Origin of the sequence: Lederbergia sp. NSJ-179 (assembly GCF_022867885.1) — a bacterium.
Taxonomy (GTDB): Bacteria; Bacillota; Bacilli; order Bacillales; family Bacillaceae_C; genus Lederbergia.
Genome location: NZ_JALIFP010000021.1, coordinates 24,803 through 38,982, shown reverse-complemented (window position 1 = coordinate 38,982; position 14,180 = coordinate 24,803). Strand labels below are relative to the sequence as shown.

The window sequence follows — 14,180 nt, the reverse complement described above, 5'->3', positions numbered from 1 at the left end:
AGTATGGGGATTAGACCTATTATTTAAGAAAAGCACAAGACGCCTTGGAAGGAGGAAGCACGACGTTCTTGAATCTACATCTTGTAGGACTCAATGATAACCTGTGCGGCTGCATATTGCTCTGTGTGAGTAATAGAGAGATGAGCCTTTTCAAATTGGGGCTTGTTGATATAGGGCTTGCCATTTCGGTCTGGTATAATTTCAATATCCAAAAACGAAAGCTCGCAGCCAAGTCCTGTCCCTCGCGCCTTTGCATACGCCTCCTTTGCGGCAAAACGGCCGGCTAAGAATTCTGCTTTCCTTTTTTCTGATAATGACAAGTAGAGCTCTTTTTCCCTTGCTGTCAAAATTCTCGCTGGGAATCTCTCCTGCCTTAGACAAACATTTTCTATTCTTTTTATTTCTACGATATCTAAACCAATACCAATAATCATCTTTCTCCCTCCCTTCTAAAAACTGAACTTACACCATATGAATTGATCAAAAGTTGTTCTATTTCGTACCATGATTTATGCTAGGTAAAGTAAGATTTCTCTATAAGAAAAGCGCAAGCGCCTTGTTCAGCCCCGACAAGCAAATGTTCTGAGACAAGAAAAGTCCGGTTTTGACTTTTATTGGCTTAGGTTATTTGACCTCGAGCCGATGGCGCCTGGAGCTAGATCCAAACATTAGCCAATTTTTATACTTTCCTATCCCGTAAGAAAAGCGCAAGCGCCTTTAAAATAGGAAGAACGGCTAAAAGCGCGACGTCCTGTCGCAACGCCGTTCTGACCTGCATCCTGCAGGCCTCCGACAAGCAAATGTTCTGAGACAAGAAAAGTCCGGTTTTGACTTTTATTGGCTCAGGTTATTTGACCTCGAGGGGCTAGGCGCTGGAGCTGGATCAAACACCAGCCAATTTTTATGCTTTTTTATCTACTAGAAAGGAGAAGCAAATCATGTTTGTCAGAACAGAGAGTTTTGGACAATTTCTTAAACGTTATCCAGTCATTTCTTTTATCATTGGAATCCAAATTATTCTATTTTTATTGATGCATGTCCCTTTTTTCCCCAAGAATCTATTATTAGAATCCTTAGCCGGGGTCAATTTATTTATCCGTGAAGGGGAATATTGGCGCTTAGTTTCACCTATTCTTGTGCATGTGAATTTTACACATTTATTGTTTAATTCTTTTTCGCTCGTACTATTTGGACCAGCTCTTGAAAGAGCGTTAGGTAAAGCAAGCTTTATTCTAGTCTATATCCTTAGTGGAATCGGAGCGAATCTCGCCACCTTATTAATCCAACCCCCTTATTACACCCATATTGGGGCAAGTGGGGCGATCTTTGGCCTATTTGGCATTTATTTGGCCGTTATTTTATTTAAAAAGGAATACATGCCCAAACAAGGAAAACAAGTCATTCTTCCGATCGCCGTCATAAGTGTGATTATGACTTTCTTCACCCCGAATGTAAACATTACTGGGCATATTTTCGGGTTAATTAGTGGTCTTTTAATCGGAAGAATCCTGCTTCATTTTCGCCCGATTGACTTTAGGTAAAATGAAGTTCCGCTTTCACGAACGAAGTCTTACGGGATTTGCGGCTCCTCCCCATGGACTTCGTTTCTTTTCCCCGGTTTTTTGTCCGGTCGATACCATTGATACATCTTTCTTGCATCTTCTACTTCTACATGCTTCACCTTAGCACTCCCCAGGCCCCCACTCATGACCGTTGTATGGATAGTCGCAAGGTTTGCTCTCTTCTGAAACCAATTCACTTCAATATCCATGGATTGAATCCGATTTTTTCGTAAGTACACTGTTTCTTGCTGAATATCACGTGAACGTAAGACCAATTGTTGGTTGGTTAAATTCCAGCCGGCTGATCGATACTGAAAATGCCCCCACACCCAAGCAAGCGGGACGAGCAGTAATGAGAAAAGACTGTAAGGCCATAGCCAAATCGATAAACCGGTTGTTAAAAGGGCGAGAAAAAACATTTTTAAAAAATAATATCGCCGCTTTGCTCTTCTGGGTACACTGGTTAAGTCGACATCCAATGAATAGTCTGGCAATGCCTGTTCAAGAAGTTGCGCAATTTCTTTCTTTTTCACTACGGGCATCAGCATACCGAATTGATTGTCATCTGTAATCGAACCACCCGCATATTCAACGGAGACGCTCGCATAGCCGAACGGTTGTCTAAATGGGGTCTCTGAAATTTTGATCGCCTGTACTCGGCGGGCAGGAATCGTTGTCGTTCGCTTTTCTAATAGTCCTCTCGTAATCACAAATTCATTATTCACCCATTTTAAGGTAAAATCATTATATTTTAAATAAGCCCAAACTACGGATAAAAGCCATGCAAGAACGAGAACACAACAGACAATTAGCGTCACAATGAGTAATCCCGCTTTTACGATATTTTCCATTTCGTGAAAAATCGCTTTAAAGGGAATAATCTCTTCAAACTGGGCAAGAAAGGCGATGACGGCCGAGATAATGACACCTGCCCGTCCGGAAGTAGAGGCAAAAAACAGTAATTGTTTACGGGAAATTTTATAAAGAATGGCTTCTTTATTCGATTCCGTCTCAAGTTCCCCATCGGCATTTTCAGAGATTTCTCCCGTATCCTTTGCTTGTGCAATGATTTGTTTGATCGCATCTGCTTCCGCTTTCTTAATCGCTGTCATTTCGGCTTCCGCTTCATCGTGGTTTCCCCCTGCGGTTTCTACTTTTACTTTGACAAGCCCAAAGGGACGGTGAAAAATGGTTTCAGAGAAATCAAGACTTTGAATTCGTTCAAAAGGGATATATCGTTTCTTTTTTACAAATAGGCCGTACTCAATTCTCAGTTCATTGTTTTCAAGTCGATATGTATAGCGCAGCCAAGAAATCACATTTGTCACGATGAGCATAATGAGCATAATCCCCACAAAAATGTAAGGGCTCAGCCGCAGCCAAATATTATCGGAAGGTTCTTTGAAAAAGAAAATAAAAAAATAAATAAAAATCGGAACGATCACGTCTTTAATACTTTTCACAATGTCCAATAGAATCATAATGGGATGGAGACGTTTCGGTTCAGACATCATCTTCCGCCACCCTTGCCAAGCTCGAAATCGCTTGCCGCATTGCTTCGGCTTCTTGTAGTTCTACAGCGGGAATTTCATGCACGGTTGCAGCCGTTGAAATTTGAATGGTGGCCAAATTGTATTTGCGCAGGAGTGGCCCTTGCACAGTATCCACATGTTGAACACGAACCATGGGTACGAGGGTACGAGTGATGAAGAAAACGCCGTGTTGCAGTTCAATTTCCTGTTCTCTCACCTCATACCTCCAACGGCCCCAGCGAATAGGTGGAACAATGAAAATACTTAAAATCGTGACGATGCACGCAATTCCCGCTGCGAAAAAAACGATCCATAATGGCCATTCAAAAAAATAAGTAACAAAACCCCCGGCAATCACTACAATCCATAACAGGATGGAGTAAAGGCTTCCGGTTATTCGCCATACTTTTAAACCACGCAAGGAAATTTGCTTCGATGGTTGTTCAAGTTTCATTTGAGATCCTTCCTTTCTTCGTCATCTATCTATACGTTCCCCTGTGGAATATAGTTTCAAGTTATTCATCATTTTCATTCATTTAGCTTATTTGTAAGAAGACGCTTATGTATTTCTTTGCTACTTGGATTAAAAAAAGCAACCGGCTGGTCCGATTGCTTTTTTAAACCATTTTAGGCACAGAGGACTGTGATTTGGTTCACGATCGCTTACTATTTTTTAGCGAGAATATTCTTTGAAAGGCCATTTTTCTATTTTAATTTCCGCTTTTCGGATTGTCTAGCTACAGACGGCAGGAGCTCGAGGTCAAATAACCCTGTACCTTGGAAGGGAAAAACCGCCCTTCCTAGGTTCAGGAACATTTGACTGTCGCTCCTATGCAGCCGTCTTCCGCTTTTCGGATTAACGACGCCCAGTGCGGCGTTGGGGCTTGCGGTTGCCCTTATAGGATTGCGGGCCAGATTTTCCACGGCGGTTGCGATTGCCGCCTCCACCGCCACCACGATAAGAATCTCGTTTGGATGGAAGTGGTCGTTCTTCCGTAATATGAACCGGTGTTTTATCGGGTTCTTTTGTAATTGTTTTTAAAGCCGCTGCTACAATGGAGACAGCATCTTGATATTCAGTAAGAAGTTCATTCGCTACTGCTTTATATTCATCGAAGTTTCCTTCTTTAATGACTTCTTCTATTTTTTCCATAGTCATGCGTTGTTGACCCTCTAATGCTTCATTCCAAGTTGGCGGGCGCATTGGTTGCATCCGTTTTTTCGTTGTTTGCTCCACAATTCGAAGATACCCCATTTCACGCGGACTTACGAAGGTAATCGCCATTCCCTCTTTTCCCGCACGTCCGGTCCGGCCAATTCGGTGAACATAGCTCTCAGGATCTTGTGGAATATCATAATTATACACATGGGTCACACCTGAAATATCCAGGCCACGAGCTGCTACATCTGTCGCCACGAGCACATCGATTTTTCCATCTTTAAATTTTCTTAAAACCGATAAACGCTTCGCTTGGCTAAGGTCGCCGTGGATACCCTCTGCGGCATAGCCTCTAAGTGTTAGGGCGTTAGACAATTCATCCACACGTCGTTTTGTACGACCAAAGACAATCGCAAGTTCAGGTGACTGAACATCAATGAGACGTGCCAATACGTCGAATTTTTCCCTTTCATGAACCTTAACAAAATATTGTTCAATCGATGGAACTGTCATTTCTTTGGCTTCTACCCGGATCGTTTCTGGGGATTTCATAAATCGTTCTGCAATTTTACGTATTGGATTAGGCATTGTTGCGGAAAACAACAATGTTTGTCTGTCATCCGGAACACTTTCTAAAATCGATTCGATATCGTCAATGAATCCCATATTAAGCATCTCATCGGCTTCATCCAACACAAGCGTTTGGACTTTATCCAGTTTTAATGTTTTGCGCTTAATATGATCCAAGATCCGCCCAGGAGTTCCTACAATAATATGCGGACCTTTTTTCAATGCACGAATTTGCCGTTGAATATCGGAACCTCCATAAACGGCCAAAACACGGGCACGAGCGTCTCTCCCAATTTTAAATAATTCTTCTGATACTTGTATTGCCAACTCCCTCGTAGGGGCAATAATAATTCCTTGCACATGCGGGCTTCTCACATCAAGCTTTTCGATCAATGGAATACCGAATGCCGCAGTTTTACCTGTACCAGTTTGCGCCTGCCCTATTAAGTCCTTTCCTTGCATACTTAATGGAATGGTCTTTACTTGTATCGGTGTTGCTTCTTCAAAGCCCATTCGATTAACTGCTTTTAAAAGAGCAGGGCTTATATTCAATTCTGCAAACTTCGTCAATGCTTCTCAATCTCCTTTGATTCCTTCAAATTGAGACATGTCGTCTCACTACTTCTATTTCCCAGTCCCTTTGCCCAAAAACATCCTAAGAACATGGTTCAATGCAAAAAAATTGTAAACGATGTTCATAATTCTATCACTAAATGTTTTTGAATACAATTTTACGTAAAGGAAATTTTCTACTAATTGAATTTTTGCACCTACTACATTCCTAAAGTTCTCTTCTTGATTTACTTTTCTAGTGCTTCTATTACCTCTTCCAATTTCACTCCGCGCGAGCCTTTAAAAAGAATATACTCATTTCCCTTTATTTTTTCCGTTAATCGCTTAATCAATTCGCTTTTCTCGGTAAAGTCAAAGACCCTATCTCGCGAAAAATGTTTTAAGGCTCCTTCTGCTATATATTTTCCAAGCTTTCCATAAATAAAAACGTATTTAATGCTCTCAGGGTTTAACTCCATCCCAAGCTGCTGATGGTATTCCTTTTCATGCTCACCAAGTTCAAGCATGTCACCTAAGACGACAATTCTATCACGATCTCCCCCCATATCTGCAAACATGGAAAGCACCGCTCTCATGGAGGTTGGACTCGCATTATAAGCATCATTTAAAATTTTTGTCCCTTTCATCCCCTCATGCCATTCCATTCTCATATTAGACAATTCTGCAGATTTCAAACCTGCTTTGATCGAAGAATACGGAATAGTAAAATCTTTCGCTGCCAAGAAAACCGCTAGAGCATTCAAAACATTATGTTTGCCAGGAATGGGGAGAAAAAGGACGTCTTCCTTAAAGGAGGGGATTGTAAATTCACTACCCGTTTCATCCATTCGAATCTTTTCGGGATAGACATCATTGCTACCTGTTTCTCCAAATGTTTGGATGCGAATTTGTTGAAGATTAGTGATTTTATTATGTAATAACGGCTCCTCTCCAGGAATAATGAGCAAACCATTCTGTGAAAGTCCATCCGTAATTTCGAATTTCGCCTCAGAAATCGCTTCTCTTGAACCTAGATCTTGTAAATGTGCTTCACCAATATTTGTAATAATCGCTACATCAGGTTCAGCAATTTTAGAAAGTAGGGATATCTCTCCTTTACTACTCATTCCCATTTCAAGAATAGCTACCTCGGTATCTTCTTCCATTGACAATAATGTATACGGCAAGCCAATATGATTATTAAAATTCCCCATTGTTTTATGAACTCGATATTCTTGTGAAAAAACGGCTGCCGCAATATCTTTTGACGTTGTTTTCCCATTACTACCGGTAATTCCAATGACTTTTACAGGTATTTGTTTTCGATAAGAATGGGCAAGTTCTTGTAAGGCTACCAAAGTGTCCTTTACCATCAAAACTGGCAGTTCCTCAGGTGGATAAGGCATGTCCTTTTGCCATAAAACAGCCCCTGCCCCTTTCGCAATCGCATTCTCCACATATTGATGCCCATCTGCGTTTTCCCCTTTTAAAGGGACAAATAAATTGCCTTCCTCCATCATCCGCGTATCAAAAGCAATCCCTTTGATGGAATGGTCTTTATACTTTGTCACATCATTTTCTACACTCATCATCGATGCTAATTGTTCGATTGTTCGTTGAATCACACAAATCCCTCCAATAAAGCAGGCTGTCCTCTGCTACACTATGCCTAGGACAGCTAGTAGTATTTTTGTTAAAAAAATGTATGAGTAATCTTTTGTTTTTCATCATGTCTTTCTAGTGCAAGGTGAACGAGACGTTCGATCAATGCGGGATAATCAAGCCCCGTATGTTTCCAAAGTAGCGGGAACATACTAACTGGAGTAAATCCTGGCATGGTATTCACTTCATTAATTAAGGTTCTTCCCTCATTGGTAATAAAGAAGTCTGCCCGTACAAGACCGGCACAATCCAAGGCCCGGAAAGCTCTAGTCGCCATATTTCGTATTTCTGTATACTGTTCAGCCGGAATATCCGCTGGAATTATAAGATCTGTATTTCCATCAGAATATTTGGCTTGATAATCATAAAATTCGCTTTTCGGAGCAATTTCTCCTGCAACCGAGCATTCTGGAAAATCATTCCCCAGTAAGCCCACTTCAATTTCCCTTGCGGATACACCTTCTTCAATAATAATTCTTCTGTCGTATCGGAAGGCCTCAGAAAAAGCGGCACTCAACTCTTCCCGATTTTCACATTTACTAATCCCCACACTGGAGCCTAGATTAGCAGGTTTTACAAAGCAAGGATAGTGAATCTCCCTCTCAACTTGTTCATAAGCGCGATCTGGGGAAGCTTCCCATGTACTTCGAGTGAACCAAGTATAGTTCACTTGATCCAATCCTTCTTGGGCAAATAAATTTTTCATAATAACCTTATCCATTCCTGCCGAGGAGGAGAGTACACCATTCCCAACATAAGGGATATTCAAGAGCTCCAGCATTCCCTGTACAGTACCATCTTCCCCATTTGGACCATGCAATAATGGAAAAACAACATCAAAAGTGCGATTATCCTTAGGGGAAAGTATAGTTGCTAAGGCGTTGGGACCCACCTCCTGACCGGTTTGTTCATATTCAAGCTCCCGAACTGTCTCGACAGGTTCTAAAAGCTCTGGTCCCTTTCTCCAAGCCCCTTCCTTTGTAATAAAGATCGGATGAATGGAAAATTTACTTGTATCCAGAGCCTGAATCACAGCTTTTGCTGTTTGTAGAGAAACTTCATGTTCTGCTGACTTACCACCATATAATAAACAAAGATTAATTTTCATTAAAAATCCTCCATCATGTATATATGTCATCTATTTTACCATGGATCCAAAGCCATAACTAAATATTTTCTAATCGTGCGTGTTAATAGTATATGGGCGGAATATTGAGGCGTACCGCTATATTCTAAAAAATGTGGAACCACCATAAGGTAGTTCCACATTCTCTCTTTGCCGTAAACAAAATTTCGACAAAAGCACTCCGATTTGAACATTGCTGAAGGGTCATTTCACTACATATTTGGTTAAGGCCTGCCATTCCCCAGTTTTTCGATCCAAAACAAGCTTACCATCTGGTTGATTGGTTTCCATTATCAATTCATATTCTGTCGTCATTGTATCCATATCATAAAAATCTCCAACCAGCCAAATCGGGATCTCTAGCACGGAACGATTACGGTTCGACTTTCCAAGCGAAATAACGATTCCCTCTTTCATATCATCCATAAAAGAATGAAGAATTTCTCCAGGTATAGGTGATAATCTCCTTTTCTTACGAAAATTTAAAAAACCGATCTCCCTTTGATTCATCATTTTCTTGGCAATGACTGACCCGAGCATTGTAAAAAAAGGTTCCCATGATTGGTAATAAGTTTTATTCAACCAGCCATCGTCACCGGTCAAATAAACAAATTGATTGCCAAGTTTTCGATAGAAAGGTTGCTTTAAATGATCCTTAAAATGGCCCATATATAAAATTTCAGCTATTTCCTGTCCACTTAACTGATTAAGTTGTTCTTCATCCGTAAAATCTATCCAGCAAAAATCGCCATAATTCTTCACTTCGGCGGCTGAAATCTTCTTCAGCATATCTTGATCTACATAATCAAGCAGCATATGCATATTAAAATGTCCTTCCTCAAACTTATGGCGGATTAACAAAAGATTGGATAAATCCACGGAAATTCCATCTATAAAGTCAGAAAAGGAAATACCTGAAGAAATAACAAAACGATCAGAATGGTTCATATGGACATAAATAATTTCTTGATCTCTTATAGGATTATTCAAAAAACAACCCCCCATCTCTCTAGGTGAACTTTTATCACAACCGTATTAGATACGACTCATTATATCATGTAGGCAGTCAAGCCTACATTACAATTATGTATCGTTTTGATTAGAAAAGCGGAAGCGCCTGTTCAGCGACGTACAAATTTAAAGACTTCTGACTAGATAAAGGAAACACGGCGAAGAATGAGCCGATGTTGACTTATCGTAGGAAGAAGGCGTAAATTTGCTAGTCGCTAGGCGCTGGAGCTAGACAAGGAAAAGCGGAAGACGGCTGTTTAGGGGCGACAAGCAAATGTTCCTGAACTAAAGAAGGGTGAATTTCCCCTTCGTAGTTCAGGGTTATTTGACCTCGAGCCCCTGCCGTCTGGAGCAGGACAAAGAAAAGCGGAAGGGGTTTGAGGCATTGAAGGGGGAGTTCAAACCATTAAAACATATTCTGCTGATTGAAGCCTTCTTTTTTGGGTAAAGTAAGAAGAACGAAACCTTGGATTAGGGGAGGTGAAATCTTGCTTCAAACGCCTAGTTGCGTGTGAAGGCAAGATACTCCATTGCTCTTTTTAAATATTGTTCTTGTCCTATTTTTAATTGCCTTAACGGCTTTTTTCGTTGCTTCTGAATTTGCGATTGTGAAAGTTCGCAGCTCTAGAATTGATCAATTGATTGCAGAGGGAAATTCAAAAGCTGTCACAGCTAAAAAATTATTATCTAATTTAGATGGCTATTTATCCGCTACCCAACTTGGAATTACGGTTGCTGCACTCGGATTAGGTTGGCTTGGTGAACCTACTGTGCAATCCCTATTTCGACCTGTATTTGAAAAAATGAATCTGTCCGATTCTTTGGTGAAAATTATTTCTTTTATTCTTGCCTTTACTATTATTACTTTTTTAAATGTAGTTGTTGGAGAACTTGCACCTAAGACAATCGCTATTCAAAAAGCAGAGAAAGTCACTTTAACCGTTGCAGGCCCCCTTATTTTTTTCTATAAAGTCATGTATCCGTTTATTTGGGTACTTAATCATTCCGCACGATTTATTGTGAAGTTATTTGGATTTGAGCATTCTTCCGAGACTGAAATTGCCCACTCCGAAGAGGAACTTAGAATCATCCTGTCAGAAAGTCTAAAAAGTGGAGAAATTAATCAATCCGAATACCGTTATGTAAATAAAATATTTGAATTTGACAATCGGATTGCAAAAGAAATTATGGTACCGAGAGTCGAAGTTTATACAATTGAAAAATCGGCTTCCATAGAGGAAATTATCGAAACGATCAAGCATGAAAGATTTACTCGCTATCCGGTCATAGATGGAGATAAGGATTCAATCATTGGGGTCGTGAATGTTAAAGAGTTTCTAACAGACTGTATTCATGGCGATTGTCATGGAGATGAACCGATTATGCCCTATGTCAAACCAATTATCCGTGTGATTGAGACGATCCCTATCCAAAGCTTATTAGTGAAAATGCAGAAAGAACGTACACATATGGCCGTTTTATTGGATGAATATGGTGGGACAGCCGGGATTATTACGGTAGAGGATATTCTTGAAGAAATTGTGGGTGAAATTAGGGATGAGTTTGATTCAGAGGAACTACCAGAGATTCGGAAAATTGCGGAAGATCATTATTTGTTTGAAGCCAAACTACTTATCGAGGAAGTAAATGCACTACTAGGGATTCATTTATTAGACGATGAGGTCGATACCATTGGAGGATGGTTGCTAACGCAAAAATATGATCTACGAGAGGGAGATATCATTGAAGCGGAGGGATACCAATTTCAAGTCCATTCGATGGAAGGCTCTCACATTAGTATTGTGGAAGTACAAAAACCGACAAATACCTAGTGATAAAAGGGCACACCGGAAGTGAAAAGCTGATTTTTCCGGTTGCCCTTTTAAATGTTGATTACATAAAAAATAAACTAGACATTTCTTGATTTATGCCCAGTTTATTTCCTCTTAAGAATGAAGTTCAGGATAGTTTCGAAGTCTCTCGACATTATCAACAACCTTGCTTAGTTCAAGTCGAGACTTCGTTTTCGATATTTTCACACCAATCTCCGATAGACTACATATAATTTTCTGTAGTTGGTCATGATCTCTTTGCAAGAAGATCCACCTCTTTAAGATTTGACATCTTACCTATATTTTACCTCAATTTCAAGCTACTGTATATTGTTTTTTTAAAGCGTAATGAATTTGTCAACTATTTTGTCTGTACTTTTAATAATTTACCCATCTTCCATGAAAATAACCGCAAATATTGAAAGAAATGACAAAACAGGAGAAAAAAATAAGCTCCTCTCCATGAAGGAAAGTGAGCCTTTTGGACATTTGCTTTCTTGGCGATGCGAAAATGGTTTATCGTTCTTCCATTTTACCTTTTTCCTGCTAGTTGGGTAAACGGTCCTAGAAAGGTGATGCCCTTTCTTTTCTTCTTTTTTCGAGATTCTTCGATTAAACGAAATAATTGTTGATCTCTTTCTCTCTCTTCTATTTTTTCTGTCAAAATTTCCACCTGTTTGACAAGATGTCGATTCATTTCTGTAAGGGATGCCTGCTGCGTTTCTAGTTCTTTGATTTGCGCGATAAAATTGTTTAAATCCGTTGGTTGAACGGATGGGGTTGGAGCTGCTTGACTTGGTTTGTCCACCACTGTTGCAATCGCTGCTTCTACTGCTATCCCTTCCTCCTCCATTCTTCGCAATATCGTCTCTAAAAGAGTAAGATCCTTTTCTTCAAAAATCCGTCCATTATTAGCTCCCCGTTCAAATGTATAACCTTTGGCTTCTAATAATGCCGCATACTTTCTAAGGGTGCTCACCCCTATTCCTAATCTTTTCGCCGCCTCTGTTGTAAAAATGTGCTGATTCACCGAATCCCTCCCGTTTTTTTGCGTTAATCATAAGTTCCATGAAAAACGCCCTATCTCCTCTCTCTAAAACTGTCAGGTAAAGGGAGGTTTTGTCATGCTCTCTAAATAGTTTTCGATGATCTTTTTCGGCAACCCCTTATTTCAACATTTTATGACAGCTATTTTACTTCTCCCCTGCTAGGTTTAAAGACCGCTCTTTTCGGAAATCTATATGATAAAAAGGAAGTGATCAGCAATGAAGGTATTAAATTGGATAATCCAACCGGAGCTGTCCCAAACGAGGAGTTAGGCCTAATCAGTTGACTGTACTTGCGGGACTGCTCCATTTTTTTCTAAAGAGAAGGTTCTTTTCTTGCTCTGCCTGAGCCAATTAACCAGAGATGCATGAAAAATTCGACAGCCGTTAATAGGGCTGCTGTTAAAATCGTTCCCCAAGCTGTAATATAGGCGCCTTGGAAAAAATAAACAAAGGTATAAAGAAATATCCAGGATACAATAAAGTCAACAGCTAGACTAATCCAAAAGGTTCCTCTTTTCAAAAGGACCAATTCCAATAAATAACCGACAATGGCCAATATAACTCCTGTCACAAGCGGTTGATAAAGATAGGGAAAATGAACATTTGGTAATAATCTTGATGCCAGTATTAAAATGAGCGGAACGACGATCACTTTTATTACGACATTCAGCATCGATAACGACCTCCTTTTCCTATAAAGAAAAGGTTGCCTATTTGTAACGAAATTATACCCTTCAGCTACTTTTCAATGTGACGGCAATGATTTCGGGTCGATTGAAAATTCGGTAAGGAATGAGACTGTTTCCCAAGCCTCGACTGACGATCATTGTGGTTTCCCCTTGCTGATGTTGACCTGATGTATATTTGGGCAGCCAACCTTGCCCCGGCGCAAACAAGCCCCCGATGAACGGTAACCTCATTTGCCCACCGTGCGCATGACCTGCAAACACAAGATTTACTTTTTTCCCCGCGTATACATTTATTAGTTCAGGACGATGAGAAAGCAGGATCGTATAGGCGCCTGTTGGAACGGAAGAAAGTGCCTCTCCCAACATTTTCTCCATCGCTTCGTCTGGACTTTCATTTCCCCTCATAAGTGGGTCATCTACTCCGACAATTGAGATCAATTTATGGTCCTTCTTTAAGTTGATCGCTTGATTTCGCAGGACATGAACCCCATAGGAAGAGAGAGTATCTGTCATCTCGTCTACTTTATTGACCGCCACCTCGTGATTACCTAAAACAAAAAAGACATCCGTCATGCTGGTCAATTGCTCGATTAAGTCTAAACTGTTTGATAAATCATACCGATTACTATCCACCAGATCCCCTGTAATGACAATCAAATCAGGTTGATATTGAGCGATTTTATCAATCAAGCGAGATTGCCCCTCACCAAAGGTAGCATCTTGTAAATCAGAGATTTGAATGATTTTCATGCCATCAAAGGCTTTCGGAATTTTTTCTGATTCAATCGTATGTTTGGTTGTCTGTAACCAATTATTATTCACTTCTAAAAATAACCAAAAAGCCAGAATACATAGAATAAAGATAAAAATTTTACGTGCCATACGAATATCCCTTCAAGTTAGAATGATCGTTCCTATTACTACTAATATATTTACTATCATGACATGCTATGAGCCTAATGAGCAATAAAAAAAGAGTGCCCCGCTCTTGAGCAACTCTTCTGTTTATTCCAATCACTGTTCTTCCTTGTTATAGTATTCTACCGCATACATAGCACCCTCAGCTACCATGTTTGCATCTCCCTGATCAAAAGGATCGGGATGACCTGCCTTTTCCATCATCTCTTCTTGTATTTTTGAATTTGCTCCATTATACCATTTCTGCACGGTTCTTTTTATCGATTGAACGCTATTGAATGCTTTATGTCGATTCTCTTCCTTCACTAAATACGTGGCACCGGCAATTCCAATCCCTAACAAAATATACGGGCTCAAGCTTTTCCTAGCCATTAGGACTTGCCTCCTTTTCATTATTTACTTATCCTTTACCCTATTTTCCAAGTAATCAAGCATGAAAAAGATGACAAGTCCTTTAAAATTTAAAGACAATTAAGACAAACGCGAGTAAGGCAAATAAATTAGGATTCTCACAAAAT

General features: G+C 40.0%; 14 protein-coding genes. 2 read left to right on the top strand and 12 right to left on the bottom strand.

Annotated elements, in window-relative coordinates; translation table 11 throughout:
• Positions 1-74 precede the first annotated feature (74 nt).
• Positions 75-434, bottom strand: coding sequence for a holo-ACP synthase (gene acpS / locus MUB24_RS15015; RefSeq protein ID WP_244705461.1), 360 nt, complete (start codon positions 432-434; stop codon positions 75-77).
• Between the two features lie 504 nt (positions 435-938).
• Here acpS and MUB24_RS15010 point away from each other — a divergent pair.
• The gene (locus MUB24_RS15010) at positions 939-1,541 is read left to right on the top strand and encodes a rhomboid family intramembrane serine protease (RefSeq protein WP_244705459.1); all 603 of its coding nucleotides are present in this window, start codon (positions 939-941) and stop codon (positions 1,539-1,541) included.
• 29 nt (positions 1,542-1,570) lie between these two features.
• Here MUB24_RS15010 and MUB24_RS15005 read toward each other — a convergent pair whose 3' ends face one another.
• The 6 genes from MUB24_RS15005 to MUB24_RS14980 form a co-directional block, all read right to left on the bottom strand.
• Entirely contained in the window at positions 1,571-3,073 is a 1,503-nt protein-coding gene (locus tag MUB24_RS15005; protein WP_244705458.1) for a PH domain-containing protein, read from the bottom strand.
• Positions 3,066-3,548, bottom strand: a complete 483-nt coding sequence (locus tag MUB24_RS15000) for a PH domain-containing protein (protein ID WP_244705456.1) — start codon at positions 3,546-3,548, stop codon at positions 3,066-3,068. Before MUB24_RS15000 ends, MUB24_RS15005 begins: the two co-directional genes overlap by 8 nt.
• 402 nt (positions 3,549-3,950) lie before the next feature.
• Positions 3,951-5,393, bottom strand: a complete 1,443-nt coding sequence (cshA, locus tag MUB24_RS14995; RefSeq protein ID WP_244705454.1) for a degradosome RNA helicase CshA — start codon at positions 5,391-5,393, stop codon at positions 3,951-3,953.
• 230 nt (positions 5,394-5,623) lie between these two features.
• Positions 5,624-7,000, bottom strand: a complete 1,377-nt coding sequence (locus tag MUB24_RS14990) for a UDP-N-acetylmuramoyl-tripeptide--D-alanyl-D-alanine ligase (protein ID WP_244705452.1) — start codon at positions 6,998-7,000, stop codon at positions 5,624-5,626.
• 68 nt (positions 7,001-7,068) lie between these two features.
• The gene (locus tag MUB24_RS14985; protein WP_244705450.1) at positions 7,069-8,145 is read right to left on the bottom strand and encodes a D-alanine--D-alanine ligase; all 1,077 of its coding nucleotides are present in this window, start codon (positions 8,143-8,145) and stop codon (positions 7,069-7,071) included.
• Positions 8,146-8,367: 222 nt separating this feature from the next.
• Positions 8,368-9,153 carry a hypothetical protein gene (locus MUB24_RS14980; RefSeq protein WP_244705448.1) on the bottom strand — a complete coding sequence of 262 codons (786 nt, stop codon included), beginning with the start codon at positions 9,151-9,153 and terminating at the stop codon, positions 8,368-8,370.
• A 551-nt stretch (positions 9,154-9,704) separates the two neighbouring features.
• Between MUB24_RS14980 and MUB24_RS14975 the strand changes: the two genes are divergently transcribed.
• A complete protein-coding gene (locus MUB24_RS14975; protein ID WP_244705446.1) occupies positions 9,705-11,006 on the top strand; it encodes a hemolysin family protein in 1,302 nt (433 codons plus the stop codon).
• Positions 11,007-11,120: 114 nt separating this feature from the next.
• Here the strand turns inward: MUB24_RS14975 and MUB24_RS14970 are convergent, their stop codons facing one another.
• The 5 genes from MUB24_RS14970 to MUB24_RS14950 form a co-directional block, all read right to left on the bottom strand.
• On the bottom strand, positions 11,121-11,270 hold the full coding sequence (locus tag MUB24_RS14970; protein WP_244705444.1) for an Lmo0850 family protein: 150 nt from the start codon (positions 11,268-11,270) through the stop codon (positions 11,121-11,123).
• Positions 11,271-11,538: 268 nt separating this feature from the next.
• Positions 11,539-12,036 carry a helix-turn-helix domain-containing protein gene (locus MUB24_RS14965; RefSeq protein WP_244705443.1) on the bottom strand — a complete coding sequence of 166 codons (498 nt, stop codon included), beginning with the start codon at positions 12,034-12,036 and terminating at the stop codon, positions 11,539-11,541.
• Between the two features lie 332 nt (positions 12,037-12,368).
• Complete coding sequence (locus MUB24_RS14960) at positions 12,369-12,728, bottom strand: DUF2512 family protein (protein WP_244705441.1); 360 nt, start codon at positions 12,726-12,728, stop codon at positions 12,369-12,371.
• A 61-nt stretch (positions 12,729-12,789) separates the two neighbouring features.
• Positions 12,790-13,626: a metallophosphoesterase gene (locus MUB24_RS14955; RefSeq protein WP_244705440.1), complete on the bottom strand. Its 837-nt coding sequence runs from the start codon at positions 13,624-13,626 to the stop codon at positions 12,790-12,792.
• A 132-nt stretch (positions 13,627-13,758) separates the two neighbouring features.
• Positions 13,759-14,034: a hypothetical protein gene (locus MUB24_RS14950; protein ID WP_244705438.1), complete on the bottom strand. Its 276-nt coding sequence runs from the start codon at positions 14,032-14,034 to the stop codon at positions 13,759-13,761.
• Positions 14,035-14,180: the final 146 nt, after the last annotated feature.